25 protein-coding genes are annotated in these 23,096 nt (G+C 50.3%); 10 read left to right on the plus strand and 15 right to left on the minus strand.

Going from position 1 to position 23,096, the window contains the following annotated elements:
• Positions 1-83: 83 nt before the first annotated feature.
• Positions 84-971 (minus strand): hypothetical protein, encoded by an 888-nt coding sequence (locus CFF01_RS01260; protein ID WP_088903582.1) that lies wholly within the window; start codon positions 969-971, stop codon positions 84-86.
• Between the two features lie 124 nt (positions 972-1,095).
• Positions 1,096-1,497 (minus strand): nitrous oxide-stimulated promoter family protein, encoded by a 402-nt coding sequence (locus CFF01_RS01265; protein ID WP_088903583.1) that lies wholly within the window; start codon positions 1,495-1,497, stop codon positions 1,096-1,098.
• Positions 1,498-1,818: 321 nt separating this feature from the next.
• On the opposite strand from CFF01_RS01265, the gene CFF01_RS19190 reads away from it, so the two are divergent.
• The 7 genes from CFF01_RS19190 to CFF01_RS01300 all read left to right on the plus strand — a co-directional run bounded on the left by CFF01_RS19190 (position 1,819) and on the right by CFF01_RS01300 (position 7,307).
• Complete coding sequence (locus CFF01_RS19190; protein ID WP_088903584.1) at positions 1,819-2,625, plus strand: hypothetical protein; 807 nt, start codon at positions 1,819-1,821, stop codon at positions 2,623-2,625.
• A gap of 250 nt (positions 2,626-2,875) precedes the next feature.
• Positions 2,876-3,187, plus strand: a complete 312-nt coding sequence (locus CFF01_RS01275; protein WP_088903585.1) for a hypothetical protein — start codon at positions 2,876-2,878, stop codon at positions 3,185-3,187.
• A 17-nt stretch (positions 3,188-3,204) separates the two neighbouring features.
• Positions 3,205-4,659 (plus strand): protein adenylyltransferase SelO, encoded by a 1,455-nt coding sequence (locus tag CFF01_RS01280; RefSeq protein ID WP_088903586.1) that lies wholly within the window; start codon positions 3,205-3,207, stop codon positions 4,657-4,659.
• 51 nt (positions 4,660-4,710) lie between these two features.
• The gene (locus CFF01_RS01285) at positions 4,711-5,016 is read left to right on the plus strand and encodes a DUF3630 family protein (protein ID WP_408640502.1); all 306 of its coding nucleotides are present in this window, start codon (positions 4,711-4,713) and stop codon (positions 5,014-5,016) included.
• The gene (locus tag CFF01_RS01290) at positions 5,013-6,014 is read left to right on the plus strand and encodes a serine/threonine protein kinase (RefSeq protein WP_088903587.1); all 1,002 of its coding nucleotides are present in this window, start codon (positions 5,013-5,015) and stop codon (positions 6,012-6,014) included. The genes CFF01_RS01285 and CFF01_RS01290 overlap by 4 nt, the downstream gene beginning before the upstream one ends.
• Before the next feature lie 131 nt (positions 6,015-6,145).
• A complete protein-coding gene (locus CFF01_RS01295) occupies positions 6,146-6,757 on the plus strand; it encodes a thiol:disulfide interchange protein DsbA/DsbL (RefSeq protein WP_088903588.1) in 612 nt (203 codons plus the stop codon).
• A gap of 337 nt (positions 6,758-7,094) precedes the next feature.
• Positions 7,095-7,307, plus strand: a complete 213-nt coding sequence (locus CFF01_RS01300; protein ID WP_088903589.1) for a DUF1107 domain-containing protein — start codon at positions 7,095-7,097, stop codon at positions 7,305-7,307.
• A 20-nt stretch (positions 7,308-7,327) separates the two neighbouring features.
• On the opposite strand, the gene CFF01_RS01305 is transcribed toward CFF01_RS01300, so the two are convergent.
• The 3 genes from CFF01_RS01305 to CFF01_RS01315 all read right to left on the minus strand — a co-directional run bounded on the left by CFF01_RS01305 (position 7,328) and on the right by CFF01_RS01315 (position 8,722).
• Positions 7,328-7,534 carry a cell division protein ZapB gene (locus tag CFF01_RS01305; protein WP_033540389.1) on the minus strand — a complete coding sequence of 69 codons (207 nt, stop codon included), beginning with the start codon at positions 7,532-7,534 and terminating at the stop codon, positions 7,328-7,330.
• 186 nt (positions 7,535-7,720) lie between these two features.
• Entirely contained in the window at positions 7,721-7,990 is a 270-nt protein-coding gene (locus CFF01_RS01310) for a Rho-binding antiterminator (protein WP_088903590.1), read from the minus strand.
• A 141-nt stretch (positions 7,991-8,131) separates the two neighbouring features.
• Complete coding sequence (locus CFF01_RS01315; protein ID WP_088903591.1) at positions 8,132-8,722, minus strand: outer membrane beta-barrel protein; 591 nt, start codon at positions 8,720-8,722, stop codon at positions 8,132-8,134.
• A gap of 183 nt (positions 8,723-8,905) precedes the next feature.
• Here CFF01_RS01315 and CFF01_RS01320 point away from each other — a divergent pair, with 183 nt between their 5' ends.
• Positions 8,906-10,252, plus strand: a complete 1,347-nt coding sequence (locus CFF01_RS01320) for an esterase/lipase family protein (protein ID WP_088903592.1) — start codon at positions 8,906-8,908, stop codon at positions 10,250-10,252.
• Between the two features lie 58 nt (positions 10,253-10,310).
• On the opposite strand, the gene CFF01_RS01325 is transcribed toward CFF01_RS01320, so the two are convergent.
• The 5 genes from CFF01_RS01325 to CFF01_RS01345 all read right to left on the minus strand — a co-directional run bounded on the left by CFF01_RS01325 (position 10,311) and on the right by CFF01_RS01345 (position 15,524).
• Entirely contained in the window at positions 10,311-11,054 is a 744-nt protein-coding gene (locus tag CFF01_RS01325) for a cupin domain-containing protein (protein WP_088903593.1), read from the minus strand.
• 170 nt (positions 11,055-11,224) lie between these two features.
• A complete protein-coding gene (locus CFF01_RS01330; RefSeq protein ID WP_088903594.1) occupies positions 11,225-12,289 on the minus strand; it encodes a hypothetical protein in 1,065 nt (354 codons plus the stop codon).
• 168 nt (positions 12,290-12,457) lie between these two features.
• Complete coding sequence (locus tag CFF01_RS01335) at positions 12,458-13,591, minus strand: hypothetical protein (protein ID WP_088903595.1); 1,134 nt, start codon at positions 13,589-13,591, stop codon at positions 12,458-12,460.
• A 41-nt stretch (positions 13,592-13,632) separates the two neighbouring features.
• Positions 13,633-14,001: a cytochrome c3 family protein gene (locus tag CFF01_RS01340; RefSeq protein ID WP_088903596.1), complete on the minus strand. Its 369-nt coding sequence runs from the start codon at positions 13,999-14,001 to the stop codon at positions 13,633-13,635.
• A gap of 5 nt (positions 14,002-14,006) precedes the next feature.
• On the minus strand, positions 14,007-15,524 hold the full coding sequence (locus CFF01_RS01345; RefSeq protein WP_088903597.1) for a flavocytochrome c: 1,518 nt from the start codon (positions 15,522-15,524) through the stop codon (positions 14,007-14,009).
• 343 nt (positions 15,525-15,867) lie between these two features.
• Here CFF01_RS01345 and CFF01_RS01350 point away from each other — a divergent pair, with 343 nt between their 5' ends.
• Entirely contained in the window at positions 15,868-16,653 is a 786-nt protein-coding gene (locus CFF01_RS01350) for a TetR/AcrR family transcriptional regulator (RefSeq protein ID WP_088903598.1), read from the plus strand.
• Between the two features lie 218 nt (positions 16,654-16,871).
• On the plus strand, positions 16,872-17,969 hold the full coding sequence (locus CFF01_RS01355) for a branched-chain amino acid aminotransferase (RefSeq protein WP_088903599.1): 1,098 nt from the start codon (positions 16,872-16,874) through the stop codon (positions 17,967-17,969).
• A gap of 52 nt (positions 17,970-18,021) precedes the next feature.
• Here the strand turns inward: CFF01_RS01355 and CFF01_RS01360 are convergent, their stop codons facing one another.
• The 5 genes from CFF01_RS01360 to CFF01_RS01380 form a co-directional block, all read right to left on the minus strand.
• On the minus strand, positions 18,022-18,441 hold the full coding sequence (locus tag CFF01_RS01360) for a hypothetical protein (RefSeq protein ID WP_033540571.1): 420 nt from the start codon (positions 18,439-18,441) through the stop codon (positions 18,022-18,024).
• 223 nt (positions 18,442-18,664) lie between these two features.
• Positions 18,665-19,357, minus strand: a complete 693-nt coding sequence (locus tag CFF01_RS01365; protein WP_232479485.1) for a GntR family transcriptional regulator — start codon at positions 19,355-19,357, stop codon at positions 18,665-18,667.
• Positions 19,358-19,574: 217 nt separating this feature from the next.
• Positions 19,575-20,522 carry an acyltransferase gene (locus CFF01_RS01370; protein ID WP_088903601.1) on the minus strand — a complete coding sequence of 316 codons (948 nt, stop codon included), beginning with the start codon at positions 20,520-20,522 and terminating at the stop codon, positions 19,575-19,577.
• A gap of 24 nt (positions 20,523-20,546) precedes the next feature.
• Positions 20,547-21,431, minus strand: coding sequence for an acyltransferase (locus tag CFF01_RS01375; RefSeq protein ID WP_088903602.1), 885 nt, complete (start codon positions 21,429-21,431; stop codon positions 20,547-20,549).
• Positions 21,432-21,543: 112 nt separating this feature from the next.
• On the minus strand, positions 21,544-23,064 hold the full coding sequence (locus tag CFF01_RS01380; RefSeq protein ID WP_088903603.1) for a YifB family Mg chelatase-like AAA ATPase: 1,521 nt from the start codon (positions 23,062-23,064) through the stop codon (positions 21,544-21,546).
• Positions 23,065-23,096 lie beyond the last annotated feature (32 nt).

Here is a 23,096-nt window from a genome sequence, read left to right on the forward strand (position 1 = left end):
GATTGCTTGAGTATTTCTTGTTTATTGAGGTGTTTAAGCTCGGATACATTAACGCAAAACCGCTTTGGTATAAATTGCGTTAATTATTTTTTGTCGGATCGCAGCAGTTGTTGCAGATAGTTGAGCTCTTCGGCGTCGAGCAGTTGACGACTGCTGCTAGGGCCATTCTGGGACTTGAGTTCGGGAGAGAGGCGACCCCTAAGGTAGGCTGATATGGTGATCTGCTTCAGGCCATAGAGGGCCAGTAGATAGAGACTGAGCAGCAGAAATAGGCGGGTACTTGCCTGCGCTGCCAGGCTCACCTTATCGCCCAGCAGGTAGGGCAGTATGACTAAGCCCATGCGCATTAACCAGTTGGTCAACAAGGCGAGGGTAAGGGCCAGTAGCCACCTGAATTTAATGTCTTTGAGACTGTCTTGATGGAGCCTGTGTGCCCGGCCTCTAAATTGTCGCAATAATCTTACGATGGCAAAGAAATAGAAGCAGGTCTGTAAGATAAGCAGCACGGGCAGTAGCGACCCGAGTAAGGTGACATGGTTGAGCAGTATGAGATCTTGCATCAAGAGGATGTGGCGCATCTGGTCACTAAACAGCATGCTCAGGCCTATCAAGACGACCAGGGCGAAGGCAGGTAGGAAGTGTTGCGACATACCGATAGGCCGTTTGACATCATGCAGGCTGCGATAGCAATAAAGATAAAGCATGGGCATCAACAGAAAATAGGCCGGGATGATCAAGACAAACAGTAGCTCTAATGGCACTGGTGAGTTTTCTTTGTTGAGTAGGCCGGTCAGAAAATAGAGGGCGAGTAAGCTAAAGATGGCGCCGAGCAGCTTATGGTTGTCATTTCGGTCGTGATACAGATAACGTAGATACAGGGCAAGACCGATACAATGCAGGCCGCCTAATAGGGAGAGCCACCAGTATCCTTCAAATAACAAGCCGTGCGAGAGTGTGTTCATGCTGCTCATTGTCGACGTAAAACAGCTTTATAGGCAAGTCTGTCGCCCAGGTTTAACGTGAAAAAATGCCTGGGGTTAAGCCGCTGATGCCGGCTTGGAAATAACGGGTTAACCTTGGGTTATCACTCCTACCTTAAGAGACCGATTTTTGTTCTTTGGCCAGACGCTGATGACGATTCGATGCGGCCGCGGGTGGCTTGCCCGGTACTGGGCCGCGCTCTGCCCAGAGATGGCGAATGGCCATAATAGGGTGGGGCAGCAGCATGCGTGGACCTGAATAGATCATGATCTCACGTGCCTTAGCCTTGGGCTCTGGCTTATAGCAATGCACGGGGCATTTGTTGCAGGTGGGTTTGTCTTGGCCGTAGGGGCAGCGGTCTAGCCGGGTGTGAGCATAATCGAGAAATTCACTGCATTCTGGGCAGTTGGCGACATCGCCCTTTGCCTCGCAATGATCCTTGCAATAGATATGTACCATAGCAGCGATCGTTTTAAACTCTCGCAGTAACTTACCACTTAGAATCTCTTGGCTCATACAATATCCGACTTCTTTACTGGGTTATAGCTAGCCTAGCCCGAGGCGTTATGGAACACAAAAGCTGTGCTCGAAATTATGAAGATGCGCACAAAATAGTGCTTTTATCTGGCGTAATTGCCCCGGAAGGATGAGGGATGAACCGCTATTTTTACCCCCTAAGCATGATTTTGGGCGCTCTTTTTGATACCCGAGGGAAAAAGAGGTATAAATATTTGATTTATAGCAAGAGAATCGACTAATAATATCGGTTACTATCTAGACAAATTTACGATATGAAAATGCCTGATACTGGGCACGAATAATCAACGGTGGATGATAATGAAATATATAGCCATTATTTTGCTGGTAGCAGTGGGTGTGTTTTTGTACAAACGAGCACAGCGATTGGCACAAGAAGAGCAACAAGCAACCCAGAAGCCGGTTGAGAAGATAGTATCGGGCGAAGCGGTAGATGTGCCGAGCCAGGCAGCGGAGAAAGTTGTTTCGACGCCAGCTGATGAGGGGATCACCTTCGAATCTGCCGAAAAGGCAGAAGTTGCCCAGACCGTCGAAGAAACAGTTGAAGAGGCTGTCAAAGAGGTGAAGCCAGCCGATGCGCCGCTTGAGGTAGAAAAAGCCCCCGAGCAGGCTGCTGCAGAGCCAGAGCCAGAGCCAGAGCCAGAGCCAGAGCCAGAGCCAGAGCCAGAGCCAGAGCCAGAGCCAGAGCCAGAGCCAGAGCCAGCCTTCAAGATGCTGGCGGTGACTGATGAGTCTTGGGCCAACGATAAGCTGACGGCTTCACTGGCTCAATATCGCTCCGAACCTGAGGCTGAAGGCAAGCATGTGGCGCTGTTACAGGCGATCGCCGAATGCTATAAGCAGCGTAAGCAAGAGGAATACCGTGAATATGGTGCAGCCCTGTCACCCTACTATCAATCACTGTTTGCGGCCTTGCCCGCTCCTGAGCAGGAGAAAGGCGTTGGCTTTATGCACCTAGCCACTCTGCTAAACGACTGTGGTGACTTTGATGGCGCCATCAAAGTCTGCCAGACCGCCATCAGTTATGAATTGACCGACGGCACTGTGACTGGCTTCGAAGGGCGTATTACCCGTATCGAGAAGGCTAAGGCCAAGGCGCAGTCCTGATTTAATGCGCAGCAGTAATCTACTGCATCTCGGCCAATAGCCGTGTAAACTAGTCAAGATAAACTTAAAGAGGCGAACTGAGTGTCGCCTTTTTTATGTCCGGAACATTTATGCCCTATCCGCAGGATGACTGACAAGAGTCCCATGGATAGAAAGGAAATGGCGTTATGTCTGGAACATTTATCTCTTTATGAGATGGGCGTCGATGACGCTCCATAGCTCGGTAATCTGTGGTGAACAGGAGATCAAAATGCGCAGCTTTATAGTGAGTGTGGCGTTACTATTAACGGTAACGGCGTGTACTGAAGTGCCACAGTGGACACTGTTTTACTATCCGGATGCGAAGAGCGATGCCCAGCAGACGGTTTCGCAGAACGCAGATAGCTTGGATAAGCATATCGCCGGTTACTATCAGCAACTCGACCAGTGTCTGGCAAAGGGGGCGGGTATGGTTAAATTGAGTCAAACTGGCAATGGACGTTATAAATGTGGTTACCTCTGCGAGGTAAAAGATGACGGTCAGCTTAGCTGTCAGCGCATGGAAACTTTGGTAAGCCAGTGAAATCTAGGGGCAAGCCAATGAAGTTTAAACAAGATTATGTCGACCAGCTCAATGGTTTCTATTCTCGGGTGACGCCCCAGGGCTTACCGCGACCTCAGTGGTTGGCCTGGAGCCAAGATGCTGCCAAGCTCATCGGTCTCGACCAGCCCGATGAGCAGCTACTGCAAGGGCTCGCCGGAAACCAAGCCATTGACGGGGCGAGTTATTACGCCCAAGTCTACAGCGGACATCAGTTTGGTGGGTATTCGCCGCAACTGGGCGATGGCCGCTCTATTATTCTCGGCGAAGCCGAGGGGCCGCAGGGCTATTGGGACGTCGCCCTAAAAGGGGCGGGTATGACGCCCTATTCTCGCCATGGTGATGGCCGCGCCGTGATGCGCAGTGCGGTGCGGGAGTTTTTGGTGTCCGAGGCGCTGCACCATCTCAATATTCCTACCACTCGTGCCTTAGCGGTCATAGGCTCAGATCTGCCGGTATGGCGAGAAACCCAGGAATCAGCGGCGATAACCGTGCGTCTGGCTAAGAGTCATATTCGTTTCGGCCATTTCGAATATTTTTGTCATAGTGAACAGGGCAGTAAAGAGAAGCTCAAGCAGTTGCTCGACTTTACCCTGACCCAACATTATCCCGGTTTAAGCTGTGATCAGGCCGGTTATATAGCCTGGTTTAACCGGGTCGTCGCCGATACGGCTAAGTTGATTGCCCACTGGCAGGCCATAGGTTTTGCCCATGGGGTGATGAATACCGATAACATGTCGATACTCGGCGATAGCTTCGACTTTGGCCCCTTCGCCTTTCTCGATACCTTCGAGGAGGACTTCATCTGTAACCATTCAGATCCCGATGGTCGGTATGCCTTCGGCCAGCAGCCGGGTATCGGCCTGTGGAACCTGCAGCGTCTGGCTCAGGCGGTCGTGCCTCTGATCGCCTCCGATGACTTAATTGCCGCCTTGAATACATACCAGCACCATTTGGTGCAGGCATATCTGGTCTTGATGCGCGGCAAATTGGGGATTGGCTCGGCAGAAGCGGCGAGCAGCGAGCAAGATGACGCAGATCTTAAGCTGATTGGCGCCTTTACTCAGTTGATGGAAGCCAATCGCCTGGATCACACCAATACTTGGCGCCGCTTTGCCCAGTTGGACCCGAGCAGTCAGTTTTCTTCGCTCAGGGATGACTTTGTCGATCTGGCGGGTTTTGACGCCTGGTATCGCAACTATCAAGACCGCTTGGGCAAGGTGAGCGATGTAGCCAACTGGCAAGCGGCGAGGGCACAAGTTAACCCTAAGTATGTGCTGCGGAATTATCTGGCTCAGGAGGCGATTATCGCCTGTGAAGAGGGCAATACTCAGCCGCTGACAGAACTGCACCAATTACTGACCCGCCCCTTCGATGAGCAGCCTGATAAAGAAGACTTTGCCAAGCGGCCACCCGAGTGGGGCCAGGGGCTGATCATGTCCTGCAGCAGTTAGCCTGATGAAATGAATAAGCGTTAAGAGAATGGGGTAACCCTAGGTAAAGTGATGAATCAAGAGATGAAGATCAGCACCATCAGCGTCGATCCGCAGGCGAAGAGTCTGTCGATTGTTGCCGAAATCGATTTTGACCGTTTTGAGCTGTTTGCCGAGGCGCTGGTCAAGGCGCTCGATTGCCGAGTGATAGAACGCCATTGGGGCGCCGACAGGCATCAATGGCTACTGGATTTCGAGGGCAGCCTATTGCAGCTTAACTATGAATTTTACGGCGATGTTTGCTGGTTGTCGGTCGAGCGCGACGATGAGGTCGAGGTGCTGGTTTATCTGGCCACACTATTGGAGTCACAGCAATGAATGACACTCGGCAAGGCGCAGGCTTTCATTTTCAGGCGTTAACGCCTGATCTGATCATGGACGCTATCGAATCCGTGGGCATCTATCCTGAAACAGGCCTGCTGGCGCTCAACAGTTATGAGAATCGTGTTTACCAGTTTCGCTGCGATCTCGGTCGACGTTATGTGGTTAAGTTTTATCGCCCAGAGCGTTGGAGCAATGAACAGATCCAGGAGGAGCATGATTTTTGCGCCGAGTTACAGGCTCAGGAGATCCCTGTGGCGTCGCCCGTGCTTATCGAGGGGCGCTCTCTGCATGATTATCAGGGATACAGGTTTGCGCTATTCCCCTCTATGGGCGGGCGGGCCTTTGAAGTCGATAACCTGACGCAGCTTGAGGAGGTGGGGCATTTCATCGGCCGTATACATCTTCTCGCCAAGCAGCGACCATTTACCTATCGCGAAACCCTGTCTCCGACCTTGTTGGGGGATGAATCTCTTGCCTGGCTTAAGGCATCTCAACATGTGCCCGCCAGCCTGGAAACGGCTTATTTCACCATAGTGGAGCAGGTGCTAGCCAAGGCGAAATCCTTGTGGCATCAATATCCCACCGAGGCGATTCGTCTGCATGGGGATCTGCACCCCAGTAATATTTTGTGGACACCCGATGGCCCTGGATTTGTGGATCTCGACGATGCCAAGATGGGGCCTGCAGTGCAGGATATCTGGATGATGTTAGCAGGGGATCGTGCGCAGCAGACCTTGCAGTTAGAGGTGTTGCTTGAGGCTTACGAGGAGTTTTGCGACTTCGATAATCGCCAGTTGCATCTCATTGAGCCATTGCGGGCGATGCGCATGTTGCATTACAACGCCTGGCTCAGTCGTCGCTGGCAAGATCCAGCCTTTCCAATGAACTTCCCCTGGTATGGTGAGGAGAAATATTGGGAGCAGCAGATCTTGGCGTTTAAGGAGCAGTTGGCGAAATTAGATGAACCATCGATCAGCCTGATCCCCTATTAATTAACGGGAATTGCGTCGTAGTTTTTGTAACAGAAAAATGAACTTATCCCCTTGAGGTGGACTCCAAACCACTTTAAGGTATGTTCAATCTTATTGTCATAGTAGTGCTTAGGCACTGAGAAGGAAGCATAATGAAGAAAGCGTTATTGGTAGCACTGGCACTCTTGGTTGCCCCTATGGCCGCGTTGGCCGCCGACTACAAAGAGGGAGTTCACTACACAGTGATCAATGAAGGCCCGGCAACTGCCAAGCCAGAGATCGCAGAGTTTTTCTCTTTCTACTGTCCACATTGTTACAACTTCGCCAAGGTTCAGGTACCACAGATAAAGGCTAACCTGCCTGAAGGCGTGGTCTTTAAGCAGAATCACGTAGAGTTTATCGGCCGTGAAATGGGGCCTGAGATGTCTCGTGCCTTCGCAGTGGCTCACCAGCTGAAGGTAGAAGATAAGATGGAACATGCTCTCTTCTCTGCGATTCACGATAAGAAGCAACGCTTCACTAGCCGCGACGATATTCGCAAACTGTTTATTGCCAATGGCATAGATGGTAAGGATTTTGATGCTGCGGCGAACTCATTTATGGTGAGTGCACAGATGGCGCAGATGAAGCGTGCTACCGAGAATGCCAAACTGTCTGGCGTACCGGCTTTGGTTGTGAATGGTAAGTACCGTGTTGAAACGGGTGCGATTAAGTCTTACGACGAATTGCTGCAGATCGCTTACTACCTGACTAGCTTAAAATAATCGTCAACTTGTTATCGAAAGGGGCCTAGCGCCCCTTTTTGTTGCCCAAAATAAAAAAAACCGTATTTCCGGTCGCTATGGAAATACGGTTATCGAGCTATAAAGCTCTATTTACCCTGAGTAACAGTTTCAATCTAACAGGGTGTCAAAAATTTGGCAAGTGACAATTTTTTATTGTTCTAATCTATTAGTCTGATAGACAACACAAAATTTTAGTTCTATGGCATCTAGCTCAAGCTTCTCTAAAAAAATGCTCAAAAAATTGAAACTAACATGGTAAAAATCCTGTCGAAGTTAAGTATAAAAATAAGAACGCAGAGTCTTGCTTGGAGGTCTCATGAGAGTTTTTCCTGTCTACGCACCGAAATTAATTGTCAAACATGCCCGTATCTTTGTGTCTGGAGTGATCTGGGTGAAGGATTTGGGACGATTGGAGTTTGAGAAAGGAAAATTTTTGCTGCCGCGTCAGAGTCTGCCTCAGGTAAAACGCGCCATTATTGAATTGAATGAGTTAATCGAAAATCAACATAACGAAGCGAAGATGGCTTAGATCTTCGCTTCACGTGAGAACTACTCACTGACTTCGTCGTTAAGCAAACCAACAAGTCCGGTGACTTTTTCGTTCCAAGAGTTGAGGTCTTGGCTGAGTTGTTGGTTTTGTTCGCTCAGGGTGTGGTTCTTCTGCTTCTCTTCCTCAAGCTCCATTTTTAGTAGCTCAATGGTTTCGAGTGCCGCTTGGATTTTTGTTTCCAGCTTGGACAGTAGTTCAAGGCTCATCGGGAGGTCCTAATAGTTTCTGGATGGTGGTTCGATTCTATCAGTGCGGCTATCTGAGTGAATAGCTAATTCGTGTTAAATGTCTAAAAATCCGTCTATAAATGGATTAAAGATTGTTTATTCCATCGGCCGCGGTCACTTTGCTGTATCTGTCGCGACTTTTGACTGACAAAGCGGCTTTCAAGCCTACTTATCTTGGGGAGTCATTAGAACTCGACCAAACTCCGCAGGTTGCGACAACGGCGTGATTGCCAGGATCTGATCTAGCCTGATCTGTTGCTCCTGCGAACCATTGCTTACCACCAAATATTCCGTTTTATCCGCCAAAGTGATCAGGTTGATTGCCACGCTCTGGATATCACCTTGTGTCGTCTCAATCAGTAACGGATAGCCTCGCATGCAGGCAAGTTCCAGATAGTCGTGGGCATGGCAGTTGATGATCCTATAGGGGGGCATAGCGTTTCCTTGTTGGCCGACTCTATTCGCATCTTAGCCTATTTGAATTTAATTGGCCTGAGTTGTAGAGCAAGGTGACACAAGCGGAGGAAGATGCCCAATAAAAAAGCCCCTTACGGGGCTTTCTGCTAATGACTCGACTTAGAAGCGGTAGTCTACAGACAGGTAAACCTGTTGGCTGTCGTCGAGTGAGAAAGATGCCTTGTCGCCAGCGTCTGAGGCGAAGCTTCGCTCATAGTCCTGCTTCAGGTAACGATAGCCGATCTCTGCGTTCACGCTGTCGTTAATCTTGTACATGAAACCTGTTTGACCACCCCATACGAAGCGATTCTTAGACTCCAGCAGATCTGTGTCTGGACTCTCGTGGTTCACACCAGCCGTCGCACCGATAAACCAGTTGAACTTATTGTTGGCATCCAGGCCGACCAGGTAGTCGTAAGAGAGTAAAAGGCTCTGTTGCTCAGCGAAGTCGTCTGAATTGTACGAGTAAGTACCGTATACGCGGTTGTTGTCATTCAGGTAAGCCCCGCCACGTAGTCCATAGATGGCGTCGTTATCTGAATCTTTGTAGGAGCCATTGTTGAATTCAGGGTCGACGGCTTCGGTGATCTTTGCCTTGTAATTGTTTTCCTGTGAACCAATACTGCCACCGATGAACCAATCTGCCGCCATCGTTGGTGCTGATAATGCTGAGGTGATAATGGTGGCGATTGCTAATGTCTTCTTAGTCATAATATGCTCTCTTTTTGTAGGTGTGTTGTTTTTGTTGAGGGCATAGTAAGTTAGCCTTACTGAACCAAAACTGAATGAAATCTGCAGGTTAGTTTGCGTTTGTTTGACCAATAGCTAAGTTGTTTGTGTGACTTAATTGGGTTATTCACTCACGTGAGCCTTGTTTGATAAAGGAGTAAATTGATGAAACTGGTGTTTGTACATGGATGGAGTGTCACCAGTACACAAACCTACGGCGAGTTACCTCAGGTGTTGCATCGTGAAGCGCCACCAGGATTAGCCCTGGATATCCAACACATTTATCTTGGGCGTTATATCAGCTTCAACGATGCGGTGACGCTGGAAGATTTGAGCATAGCCTTCGAGGCGGCCCGCCGCGCCGAGCTGGGTGATGAACCTTTCTCTGTGATCACTCACTCGACCGGTGGGCCGCTGATACGCCATTGGTTGTGTCGCTATTACCTGGATGATGTTTCGGCGGTCCCGCTACAACATCTGATCATGCTGGCGCCAGCCAATCATGGCTCGGCCCTAGCGCAGCTGGGAAAATCTAGAGTGAGTCGGTTAAAGGCTTGGTTCGATGGTGTCGAGCCGGGTCAGCGTGTGCTGGACTGGCTGGAGTTGGGCAGCGATGGCCAGCATGAACTTAACCTCATTTGGCAGCAACAGGACTGGTTGGCGGCTGGCGTCTATCCCTTTGTTCTCACCGGCGAGACGATAGACAGTGCACTTTATGATTATATGAACAGCTACACAGGTGAGCCTGGCTCGGACGGTGTGGTAAGAGTGTGCGCTGCTAACATGAACTTTGTTCACGCTAAGCTGGAGCAGCAAGCTGGCATGCAGTGCGAGAGCTTTGACGGTGAGTGCGCTGAAACACTGGCGTTGACTCAGGTGATTCAACCTCGTGAGGCCTGCGCCTTGGCGATTATTCCTAAGGCAAGCCATAGCCATCGCAAGTTTGGGATCATGAATTCTGTGACACTGCGTAACGGTAAAAATAAGCCTGTGGTCGGTGCGATTTTGGCCTGTTTGGCGGTAAATGACACCCAGGGTTATCGGCAGTTGCGTGAGGAGATGGCTGTTGTATCTGCCAAGCGCAAGAAGCGCTTTAGCATGCTGGTGGTGCGGGTTAATGATCACCTAGGCCATAGAGTGACAGATTTTGATTGTTATCTGCTGGCAGGTGACGAGTATCATGCATCACGCTTACCTAAGGGGCTGGTGGCGGATAAACAGCGCAACAGCGTCAATGGCAATGTGATCACCTTTTACTTGGAGGCTAGCAAGTTAACTAAGCTTCGCGCTGGTAAGCTGGGGCTTAAGCTGGTTCCTCGCCCTAATGAGGGCTTTAGCTATTACAAATGCGCCGAGTTTCGCTGTGAACCTAACCAGTTGAGTGAGCTGCTGAGCGGCGATCAGACTCTAATGCTGGATATCGAGCTTGAACGATATATCGCCCCCAATACCTTTAGCTTTGCCAAGATTGGCGATCCGGAGGATTTCAAGGGGATCTCCCCAGAAGGTTAAGACTGGATAGCAAAAAGCGGAACCTGGGGTTCCGCTTTTTTAGTTTGAGAGGCCTAGATTATTTCTTGAAGAAGGCTTCGTTGGTGCCGTAGGGGCCTAAGTTTAGGTCGCGCTTACGGATGGCATCTACGCGGTCGAAGGCTTCTTCGGCAACACGTAGGTTTTTCACGTCTTTACGCCAGTAGTATTTGAAGCCGTCGAAGTGGGCGTTTTTAGGGTACCAGTAGATCACGCCAAGGCCTTTTTCAGACATGATAGGCGTGTTGTGGATGGTGGCACCTGGAATATAGAAGTATTGGCCAGTACCCAGCTTCTTAAACTGGTTGTCCGCCAGAGTTTGTCCTTCGCCGTTGACCACATAGTAACATTCTGGTTGGCCGTGGAAGTGTGGCGCATGGTCAGACTTGCCGCCATCGGTAATGCCTATCACGACTGGGCTGTCAGATAGCTCTTTCCAGATGTAACCAACGGGTGACTTAGTACGATCACAGTCTTTGACTTCTGAAATGTTGCCGTCGTCATCTAAGGTCTTACAGAAACGCTGATCGGCGGCGATGCTGTCGTTGGCCTGGATGGTTGTGAAGTCGATCTTGCCCGCTTCCCAATCCGCAATATAGGCCTCAACTTCAGGGTTACTGCACTGCTCAGGCATAGTGTCTTGCGGTGAGTAAGGTGTGCTGTCGTAAGGCACCGGCGTCATCTGCTGAAATGGCAGCTGCGCATGGTTGCACTGTGGGCCTTGGGCCACGGCTGTGGTTGAAGCCAGTGCGGCAACACCTAAAAGCATTTTTAATTTCATCATTCCTGTCCTATTTTCTGCGGCCTTTGGCCACGTTATTTTGGGTGTAAACTTGTGTATGGACTAACGATAAAGTGATTAGATTGTTGTAAAGGTGAAATAGATCACGTCACTTTTTTAACAGCAAACTTATTCGTGACTTGGCTCGCGAATAATCTTACCTATCGCGCCTCTTACAGTGAAAATTGCATGCTTAACTGAGCGTAATTGGAGGCGCCTTGCGGGCGCTGGCCGGCCGCCTCGCTGGAGGCATCCTCTATTTCATATCGCCCTAGTTCGATGCCAACACTGAGTCCAGGCGTGAGATCGGTAAACAGATTGATGCCCCAATGGTGACGATCTGTCTGTTCGACCTCTGTGGTGGTGCGTCCATAGAAGAGGGTTGAACGGCTGTGATCGGTCCAGAAGTGGCGGTAGGCAAACATGCCCGACAGCGAGGTCTCTATCTCGCCATTGAAGATATCTTTCGCCGCATCTGTGCCTACATAACGTCCCAGATTGCCATAGTGGAGTTGCAGGCGTAGGTCATCTCGCGCATAGGTGAAGAGTTTGGCCCCCATAGAGAGCCCGCCGCCCCATTGTTGGCTGCCGTCGGGGTCGAGATAGCGGATCAGGCTAGATAGTGAAACGTTGCCCCAATCCCCCTCTAGGTTATACCTGATGATAGCATCGGGCAGATAGTCATTACTGGTGTCTATCCATTGCGTTTGCCCTTGGTTATCAGGGCTGGTGGTGCCGTAGGTGTAAGGGTTTTCCAGGGCAAACTGCCAGTGGGCGGTGCTGAAACGGAACTGTGCTTGTCTGACCATGGCCTGGCCAACTAAGGGGCCGCCGAGATCGGCGGTTTCGGCAAAGCTGCTGGTGTTGACCAATGTCGACCAGGTTTGCCCCGCGGTAATGCCTTGATACTGAATAAAGGCGTGTCTGAGTCTGGGGGCATAAGAGTTTGAGATGATAGGGTTGCCCTGATGCGAGCCAACAAAGTCTATCTCGGCGAAGCCGAAGATCTGCTCATGATTGAGTTTGACATTGAAGCGACTCTCCTGAGCGCTAAATTGGGTACGTTTGGCCGCTTGCACTACCTGCCCACCGCCGGACCAGCTGTCTTGAAAAGCGATATTACCATCGACATAGCGTGCATTGGCCTTGAGAAATCCACCCACTTCAATGTTGGTGGCGTAAGCCGTTATGGCTGGGAAACTGAGGCAGATGAGGGCACAGCTTAAGTATTTTTTCATAGTCTTGGTGTTGATTGATACAGAGGGAAATGAAAAAAGCCCTATCAGATAGGGCCAGATTTAAAATGCGTTAGCGCTTGGGGAGCCGCATCGAATCTCAATAAAGGGAAAAAAGGCAGAAACCGGGTGAGAGCGAGCCGATTTCTGCTGGGTACTTAGGTTGCTAGGTTAGAAGTAGTAACCAAAGTTGATGTTGACCCGCTTATCCCAATCGTCGCCCACTTCGGGTAATCCTACATGGTCGTTGTTGGCGGTAGAGAAGGTCATGTTCTTACCCATGATGAAATCAACCATAGTGTAGGTAGGGCCTGCTGAGATGGCACAACCTGTTACGTTTTGCATGCTGTCATCATAGCTGGTATCGGCAACGTCAGGCGTCATCAAGCCGAAGTCGTTATAGCACTTCACACTACCCCAGTCGGTGTTGAAGGTCTTGGCGATGTTGACACTGTATGCCTGCCCCTTGGAAGCGATCTCATACTGCCAGCTCACCACTGAGACCCCAATCTTGTTAGGATCGACGGCATCGGCGGCGTCATATTCATACTGCATCGCTTGCAGTTGAAGATTCCAGCCCTTGTAGTTGCTGTCCAGGTGCAGGGCTGCGGCATAGCGATCGCCATTGTTACCTGTCTTGCTGTTGTAGATCTGACCGTATTGCACCGAGCCACCTAAAGTGGTCGAGCCGCCTTCATGCTCCAGGGTATAGGTTTGGCGCACGTTGAACTGGTTGGTCTCTTCGTTGTTGTACTCGGTGCCATTGATGGTACCCGTATAGAGATCGGTGGCGTAGCGTTTGTTCTCTGTCGGGCCGTATTCAGGGTTCTTGTAGAAGGCTAGGTCTGTGTGCCAGCCGTTCTTCTCATAAACAGCCTTGATACCTACATCATGATCGTCTTCGAAGCCTAGGTAGTAAGGAATACCGAACCACCAGCTGTTAGAGATGAAGTCACGGTTACCAAAAGGGACCTTGTTGATACCAAACTGTAATTGCCAGTCGGGGTCGATGTTGTAGTAGCCATAACCGTACTTGATGTAGTCGGTGCTTGAGGTGAAGCGGTACTCGGCCGCTAGACCCCAGTCGCCTTTCTTGCCGTTGAACTTGATGGCGGCCATATCGAAGGTCAGATCGCCGCCTTTGTCTTTAGAGGCATCGCTATAGTCTTTATAGCCATAGTTAACACGTACAGCGCCGCCGATATTGATGCCATCTTCTTGCTCCTCGGCAAATGCCGGAGAAGCAGAGAGGGCGATCGCGGTGGCGACCATGGACAACATAAATTGAGTGGTCTTTTTCATCATCATTACCTATTAGTATTTTTAAGTATTTACGTCAGAATTTGTTACATCTCACCAAACCAGGTGCGGTGACATTCGGCGCAGACTGGCGCCTTCTTCTCATGTTCACCGTGGCAGGCCAGGCAGCTTGCACCTTGGTTGTAGTGCAGCGACTTATGTGGATGCGCCTCAGGGATCGCTAGCTTGCTCTCGTCTACCGGGATGCTGTTGATCTCGCCATGACACTCGACACATGCGCTGTCAGTGGCGTTTTTCTTACCTGAGCCCTGGTGACAGCTTTGGCAGCCATCTTGATAGATAAATTCGTGATTGGTGCGCCCTTGGGTCTTGCCTTTCATCTTGACGAGTTCACCAGCGTAGGCGCTCGAAGTGAGTGTCAGGCCAAGTAAAAGGGTTAAAATGTATTTGTTCATAGTGGTTATGCCTGCGCGTCAGATTTGATGGATTCAGAGACGACGATTCCCATCGCCAAACATTCGAGACAAGAGGTTGAGCTGAGTCTGGCTTCGCCATGAATACCACCTGTCACTTCGCCTATGGCATAGAGTTTCTTGATTGGGGCCATAGAGCGACCATCGATAACGCGGGCGCCGAGATCGGTTTTCAGGCCACCCATGCAGTAGTGCACTTTTGGCCAGATACGAGAGACGACATAGGGGCCGGTTAAGACTTCGGCCGTGTCCATCTTACGGTTGAACAGCGGGTCCTTACGGGCGCTGACATGGCCGTTGTATTCGTTGACGGTGCGTTTTAGCTCGGTGGCTGGAATGTTAAACTTGCTGGCGATCTCGTCGAGGCTGTCCAGTTTCCAGGCCATCTTGTCGCGCAGCGCACGCACCACACGGTCATCGTCTTTGTATTTCTCGTAGTTGAACAACACTATTGGGTAGGCTGGGCTGTTGTCTGGATAACGGTTTTTCATGATGGCTTCGGAGCAGGTCTTGCGATCTGCACGCTCATCCATAAAACGTTTACCATTGAGAACACTAATGGCGGCGCCTTGGTGCCAGCCGATAGAGAGTAGGGCGTTTGACCAGCCAAACCCGCCCTCATCAGGAGAGCCCCAGTGACCTGTTTGAATCAGGTTCATGTGCACGGGTAGTGCGCCGTGTGCCATAGCGGTAAGAGTGACCTCGCCGGTGGCGCCTAGGGCATTGGTGCAATCTAGTGTGGGGTCCAGTGAAGGATCGACCATTTCGCGCAGCTTCATGTTGCGGGCAAAGCCACCATTGGCCAGGATGACCGCCTTGTTAGCCTTGATGTAAATCGTGCTGCCTGTGGTGATATCAGGGAAGCGGTAGTTCTTACGCACCTTGACGCCGATGATCTCCTGACCTTCCATGATGAAATCTTCGATGTAATGTTGCAGGCGGTATTCCACCCCCTCTTTTACCCCCGCCTCATACAGCTTGGTGGTGATATCGCCGCCCGTGCCGTGCTGTGTCCGTATGGCGCGGGCCTTATTGTGGCCGCCGACCTGAATGTTAAAGCCTTCGCGGAATTTAACGCCCGTGTCGATACACAGCTCGTAGGCGTCTAAGGCTCTATTGGCGATCTGGCGCAGTGCCGCCTCGTTTTGCATACCACGACCCGAGATGATCTGATCTTTGACCAGCTCTTCTGGTGAGTCATCTTTGATGCCTTGGGCCAGCTGAATGGGGTTCTTGGGGATAGCTAACCAGCCGCCGTTGATCGCCGAGTTGCCACCGATGACCTGCATTTTTTCGAGTACTAATACGGATTTAACGCCTTGGCGCTTGGTATTGAGCGCGGCTGATAGTCCGGCAAAGCCGGAGCCAACCACGATGACATCATGAGACTCGTCCCATTTAATCTCTTGGCACTCGTTGGCTAAGCTGGTGCTTGGCAAAGCGGCAGTCATACCGCCGATGGCAGCACCCGCACTAAGCTTTAAAAAGTTTCTTCTGTTGTGCATCTATAAGTGTCCTCTGTCTCTTTATGCCAACAAAGATAGAGGTTCTGTGAAGGGGTAAAGTTGAACTAAGTCACGCCATTTCTTGGGTGGCAAACTTATTCGTGAACCATGTCTCGAATAAGTTTTCCGAAATGTTTCGGTTGGTCCTGAATGTTACGGCGAATGTTACCGCGAATGTGTGTGCGGTGAATTTTATTGTGCGAATGTTTGTTTGACGTGATTCACAAAGCGGTGCAATAAAGGCCGTATTGCGTGAGGTTTATCCCGATTAAATCAGCAATCGCTGTTACTCGAAGTCAAAATGAGCGCATACTCTCGCCTCTTTCAAGATGAGGGTTAAATGATGAAGTGTCCGACTGAAACCTTGCCTATGATGCGTTGTAATCAGATATTAGATGCCGCAGAGCAGCTAATCGAGTCACAGGGTGTCGTATCATTTAAGTTCTCACAGTTGGCTAAAGAGGTGGGATGTTCCACCGGAACCCTGTATAAGTTTTTCGAACGTAAAGAGGATGTCCTGGTTTGCCTGTTTTTGCGCAGTGCGACCTCGAATCACTTGCCTATTTTCATCGACAAGCATCCAGAGTTAACCGAACAGGAAAAGGTGTTGCTGCCCGTTCTGTTCACCTTTGAAACCATTAGTCGCAGCAAGAGTTTCTTTACCCTGAGATCCGTCTCCGTAAATACCATGGTGTGGCAACTTGCCAGCGATGAGAAGGTGGAGCGTTTTAAGAAACGTATCAATGCGTTTTGGGGCTGGTTTACCGATTCGCTTCATGCCGCCGTCGAGCAAGGGGAGTTGCAGGCGACGCCACTGCAAATCAAAGAGCTGGTGCAGGGACTCACCTTCTATCTAACGGGGTCATTAACTCAGTTTGAGAGTCAGCTCATTGCGCCAGAGTATCTCTCTAATCGGCGTGAAACCTGTTATCGCCATCTGGCTAAGCTGATGGGGTTGTACAAGTGGGATAAACCATTAACGCCAGAGTTGTTCGACAGTCTCGAGGCAAGAACCAAAGTGTTTTTCGATCAACATTATCGAGACCACATGACCTGTGCGGCCTGTAGCGCCTTATCTAGTGTGAATTTGAAAGATAAACCCACCTGCGTCAGACAATCCTACCAATAAAAAGCCCTCGATAGGCTCGAGGGTTGGGCCAAAATTGTCATCACTGTGGTGAGTTAGCCTCGTCGGAATGAAGAGATAACACCCCAGTGCATCAGGCCTTCTCTGTCTAAAAATCTGTACTGCGAGTCAGATGAAGAATTTGCTGCTACCCCGCCTATGGCTTGACTTTCAAGCAGGTCATACATAGTCTGCTAGATCAGTCTTCAAGGTGGTATGAAATGCAAATAAACTATAACTTAAAACCTGCGTCTGAACGCCGTACAGAACAGTTTGAGCCGGAAACCAATGTGGGCTTTGGCAATCTGAGAACTGATCATATGTTTTTGATGGATTACCGCGATGGGGAGTGGCGAGATCCGAGAATTGTACCTTACGGGCCTTTTGAGATGGCGCCCGGTGCAATGGCACTGCATTATGGTCAGTCAATATTTGAAGGCGCCAAGGCCTTTATGCATGACGACGGTGAGATCTACACCTTCCGCTTAAAGAAAAATGCCGAGCGCCTCAACTGTAGTGGCGAGGTGTTGTGTATTCCTGAGGTGCCAGAAGCGATGCAGCTGGCCGGTATTAATGCCTTAATCGATGTCGATAGGTTGTGGTTCCCCATGCAAGAGGGCGCCTGTCTCTATATTCGTCCCTTTGTGTTTGCCACCGAAGATAGGCTGTCGGTAAGCCCAAGCAAGCAGTATACCTTCTGTGTCATGTTAAGCCCGAGTGGCGCCTATTATGCAGATGGTTTCGATAAAGCGATCCGTTTGTTGATCACCGAGCGTTTTCATCGCGCCGTGTCTGGCGGCACGGGTGCATCTAAGGCGGCGGGTAACTATGCTGCGTCGCTTAAAGCAGGTAAGGCGGCTGCCGAATATGGCGCGGCCCAGGTGTTGTATCTGGATGCCAATAACAAGCAGATAGAAGAGGTGGGGGCAATGAACCACTTCCACGTGCTTAAAGATGGCACCATTATCATTCCTAAGTTTACCGATACGATTTTGAAGTCCATTACCTCTCAATCCATCATGGAGTTAGAGAAGGAGCTGGGTTGCACCGTGCGTCAAGAGACAGTGATGTTAGAGCAGTTTATTGCCGATATCGAGTCGGGAGAGATTATTGAAGCTGGTGGATTCGGGACCGCTGCTGTGGTATCGCCGGTGGGTTCCTATATTTTTGAAGATCGTCGGGTGCTAACGGTAGGCTCTGGAGAGGTGGGTGAACATACTCGCCGCATTTATCAGGTTCTGACGGACATTCAAAAGGGTAAGCGTCAAGGCCCCGAAGGATGGATGCAAAAGGTTGAGCGCGTCGCGCCTAACTCTTGAGTTTGATATAAAAAGGGCGCCTATTAGGCGCCTTTTTTAATTGAACACTTTTTTAATTGAACACTACGGTCGCGGACACTCTAACCGGCTGCGCGGTTTTATTATCGACGGTGGCATTAAACCTCTGTTCGCTAAACCTCGCCAGCAAAAGCTCTTTTTGTTGTGCAGTCATCGCCAGCTGTTCATGGTCTATGTCGAGATCGACCAGTTGCCCCGCCTGATTAATGCTAAAACGTATATTGAGCTGCTGCTGATTAGATTGATAATTAAGCAGGTCTTGCCAATTGAGCGTGTTGTCTTGAATTACCCAGTATTTGCTAAGTTGGGTTGGGGTGACCTCAAGGTAATCCCGTGATGTTTGTGGGGTGCTGTTGAGTTGGCAACCGCTGATCATAAGGGGAAAGGCGATAGCTGCGACCAAGCGAGCAAATGATGACTGCTTGAGTCTACCGATAAACGTAACTGGGTTCAAAACTACTATTCTCTGCTGATGCATAGCTATGCATTTAAGGTAATCATTCAGGCGGGCAATTATATTAACATTTTGTTAAAGTTAATAGTCAAATTTATGACACTTACAACAAAATGACTCAAATGATACAAAGTGTTACGTCCAAAAGAAAAGGCCTTGCCGGAAGGGAGGGGCAAGGCCTTTTCGAGTCGATGTCAACGAATATTCGCTGGCATGAACCTGGTTAACGCTGCTCTGCTTGCAGCGCCTTGAGTCGTTTCTCTGTGTTTATCCTGCCTTGCTCAATATGACGACGCATCAGTAGGCTGGCGAGCTCGCCGTCACCTTCGGCGATAGCATTGACTATATTTCTGTGTTCGGCAATCGCCCTGGTGGGCCGGGTCTCGCTGGTACATTGGTAGCGGTACATGCGCAGCAGATGGTATAGGTTACCTATAAGTGTCTCCTGCAGGTGTCGACTGCCACTGGCACGTATAATGCGATAGTGAAAATCCACATCGCCATCTTGTTGAAAATAGGTATCTCCCTTGGCTAGGGCCTCTTCCTGATTATCCATCAGACTTTGCAACTGCATCAGTGCCGCAGGGGTAATATGTTGCGCCGCTAATTCGCAAGCCATCCCTTCGAGCACACTGCGTAGACGATAGAGATCGTTGAGCTCCTCAATCGACAACTGAGCCACTCTGGCGCCAACATGTGGCACTCTCACCACCAAGCGGCGGCGCTCTAGTGTCAACAAAGCTTCGCGAGTCGGGCCGCGGCTGATGCCATATCTTTGTGCCAGCATCTGTTCATTGATCTTGCTGCCTGGGGCGAGCTCTCCCTTGATGATACTGGTCTGGATAGCCTGTAGTGCCTTATCGGCTAAGGTGAGCGCCGGCGGCGTGTCGGATAAGGCTAATGATTCAAGACGCATCTCAGGGCTCAAACATAAATAAAGTCAGTAAACAAATTAGTGCTACAAGCCATTATTGTCAACAATATGCTTGTTGAACTTAAGTCTAAGTCAAACTTTATACCTGTTTTTATGCTGCTTTATGGAAAGGCGCTTCTTTGGCTTTGCTATTTTTGTCGACAATAGGTATTAAAAAGCCGCCTTAGGTGGGCGGCTTATCATGTGTGCCAAGATGAGGCTAGCGGCTCTCAGCCAGCGAGGCGGTCTCTTTTGTCACCAGGCGGTCAGAGTTGTAGCGGGTTAAGATCTGATGAATCTGCTCATCCTTTTGCTGCCAAATACCATTGAGCCACCGCTGGAACTGGGCACGGCATTCTGCATCGTTGAAATATTGCTTATCGTCCACCTCTGGTACAGGCATAGATTCGATGCGGACCACAATACGTTTCACCTTACCGTGCATCACTTCTGATAGCGTGTTGTCGGCCGAGTCAGGGTAGACCAGGGTGACGTTCAGCAGGCTGGTAAACTGCTCGCCCATTGCAGAAATGGTAAAGGCGATACCACCGGCCTTGGGCCGCAGCAGGTAACGATACGGCGAGCGTTGACGTGCCTTCTTCTCGGCGGTGAAGCGACTGCCCTCAACATAGTTGATGATAGAGGTGGGCATAGTCTTGAATTTTTCACATGAACGACGTGTGGTGGCTAAGTCTTTTCCCTTAAGCTTGGGGTTTTTACGTAGTTGCTTGGCGCTGGTGCGATTCATAAAGGGCATATCCAATGCCCAGCAGCCTAATCCTAAGAAAGGCACATAGAGTAACTCTTTCTTTAGGAAAAACTTGAGCATGGGGATATTGTTACGCAGCACATAGGTGAGGGCGGCAATATCGAATCCGCTGAGGTGATTGCTGATCAGCAGGTACCAACCATCTTTCTTTAAACCTTCAAGCCCTTCGATATCCCACTCTATCTTGGCGATCAAAAACAAAATGCCGCCATTGCAGCTGGCCCAGCTCCACATACAGCGATTCATCAGGTGAGTGATCCCGGTTCGTAGCGGTGCGATTGGCAGCAGGAGTTTGATTAAGCCGCCAACGCAGATTAAAGAGCTCCATAACACAGTGTTGATGATCAACAGAGTTAGGCTGAGCGCAAATAGGAGGGGTCCGGGTAAAAAATTTAGCATCGTTCTAAAGCACCTTATCTGCGGTTATTGCTGCGCCATTTTCGTTAACATGGCGTCCTTTTCTTGCCAGATACGATTGAGTTGTTCCTGAAAACTGATCTTGTAGGCGCGATCATTGAGGTAGTCGCCACGCATCTCAGGGGCGATTTCGCTCACCTTGATGTGGACTCTGACCTGTTTGACTCGGCCGCAGATATAGTCCCAGTAACTGGGTGTGTTGTCTGGATAATAGATGGTCACATCTACCAGTTTATGGATTTGCTCGCCCATTGCCGAGAGCGCAAAAGCCATACCACCAGCTTTAGGCTTGAGCAGGTGGTTAAATTCTGAGTTTTGTTTCTTGTGCTTTTCAGGGCGAAAGCGAGTGCCTTCGACAAAGTTCATCACGCTGACTGGTTTAGTCTTAAATTTGGCGCAGGCCTTACGGGTGATCTCAATATCTTTCCCTCTGAGCTTAGGGTTTTTACGCAGTTGGGCACTTGAGTATCGGCGCATAAAGGGGAAGTCCAGCGCCCACCAGGCAAGTCCCAATACAGGAACGAAGATAAGCTCCTGTTTAAGAAAGAACTTTAAGAAGGGGATCTTGTGGTTGAAAATACGCTGTAGGATCAAAATATCTACCCATGATTGATGATTAGCAATCACCATATACCACTCTTTGGTGGAGAGGTTGCTGTCACCTTCGATCTTAATCTCTACCGGATGAAACAGGCGCTCAATAAAGGTATTAACGCTGATCCAGGCGGTCGCACAGTGATCCAGCAGATAACTACATAGGGTGCGCATAGGTGCGATGGGGATAAGTTTTATTATACTTACCAACAAGATAGGTATTACCCAGAAGAGAGTATTGATTACATAACAGCTAAAAGCCAAGCTGCCTCTTATTAGTGATAACACTGCGCCCATTAAAGCCCCCATAAAAATTCGGAGACCTATGTTACTCGCCTGAGCCATTTTGCTCAATGTTATCCTGTTCAATCTGCCTTTATAGCCCAGAAAAAGCTGAAAAAATCCTCCGTTAATAGGGATTCTTCAAGCTATTAAGCAGTCTATCCATGGCGCGATAGCCAAGTGCCTGGGCGATATGGTGGCGGGCGACAGTTTCGCTTTGTTCCAGATCCGCTATGGTACGGGCGACGCGTTGCAACCTGTGATAGCTGCGAACAGATAACCCCAGTTGATTGACACTCTGTTCGAGAAACTCGAGATCCCTTTGACTGATCCCTGCGGTTTGTGTGAGCTGCGTGCCGGTGAGTTCAGCGTTGAGTACTCCTGCGCGGCACAGTTGACGCTCCCTGGCTTGATGTACCCTTTGGGCGACAACCTGGCTTGGCTCGCCCTGTTGGCTAGTGGTGAGCGTGCCTTGGGGGAGGCGTGGTACCTCTATGGTGAGATCGAAACGGTCAATAAAGGGGCCGGAGAGTCGTGACAGATAGCGCTGTATCTGATCGCTGCTTGCTCTGGCGTTTGCACTGTCGCCGCAGGGGCTGGGGTTCATGGCGGCGATCAGCTGAAAACGGCTGGCGAAGGTCAGTTTGGCGGCGGCGCGGGAGATCACCACTTCACCCGTCTCCATGGGTTCACGCAGGCAATCGAGTACCTTACGGGGAAATTCGGCCACCTCGTCGAGAAACAGCACGCCCCTGTGGGCCAGGGAGATCTCACCGGGTTTAGGATGGCTGCCGCCGCCCACCAGCGAGATGGCTGAACTCGTGTGATGAGGGCTTCGAAAAGGCCGCTGGTAAAATTGCTCTTTAGGGATACTCTGCCCGGCGACCGAATGAATGGCGGCAACTTCTAACGCTTCGTCGTAATCCAATGGCGGCAGCAACTGCATCATGCGACTGGCAAGCATGGTTTTCCCCGTGCCGGGTGGCCCTAGAAACAACAGATTGTGATTGCCTGCAGCGGCGATTTCCAGGGCACGTTTTGCCTGGTATTGGCCGATCACATCGCTTAAGCATTTGCCTGGCGCTCTGGGAGTTGAATCTATCCAGTGCAGATCTTGGCTGAGGCCGGGAAGTGAGCCTTGTCCGTGCAGGTATTCGCTGAGCCCTTGTAGGTGTGCAGCAAAATGGCTTTTCTGATAACCCACCAGTTCGGCATCGTCGCGATTTTCCAGGGGAAGTATTAAGGTTTTGTCCTGTTTGCGCGCATCGATGATCGCCGGCAATAGGCCGGGGCAGGCACGTATATGGCCCGATAAGGCAAGTTCACCGATAAATTCGTGATCGCTTAAGTGGGTGTCTGGCACTTGCTTGGAGGCGGCCAGTATGCCGATGGCGATGGGCAGATCATAGCGGCCCCCCTGTTTGGGGAGGTCGGCTGGCGCCAGATTGACCGTTATTCTGCGTTGAGGAAACTCAAACCCGGCGTTGATTAGGGCGCTGCGCACCCGCTCCTTGGCTTCTTTTACCGAGGTCTCGGGAAGGCCCACTAAGTTGAAGGCGGGTAGCCCATTGCTGAGGTGCACTTCCACTGTGACTTCGGGGGCTGCCACGCCCAAACTGGCGCGCGTGGTGACGCAGGCTATGGCCATAAACAAATCCTTTTGTTTTTATTATTAAACCT

The organism is Shewanella marisflavi, assembly GCF_002215585.1.
Taxonomy (GTDB): Bacteria; Pseudomonadota; Gammaproteobacteria; order Enterobacterales; family Shewanellaceae; genus Shewanella; species Shewanella marisflavi.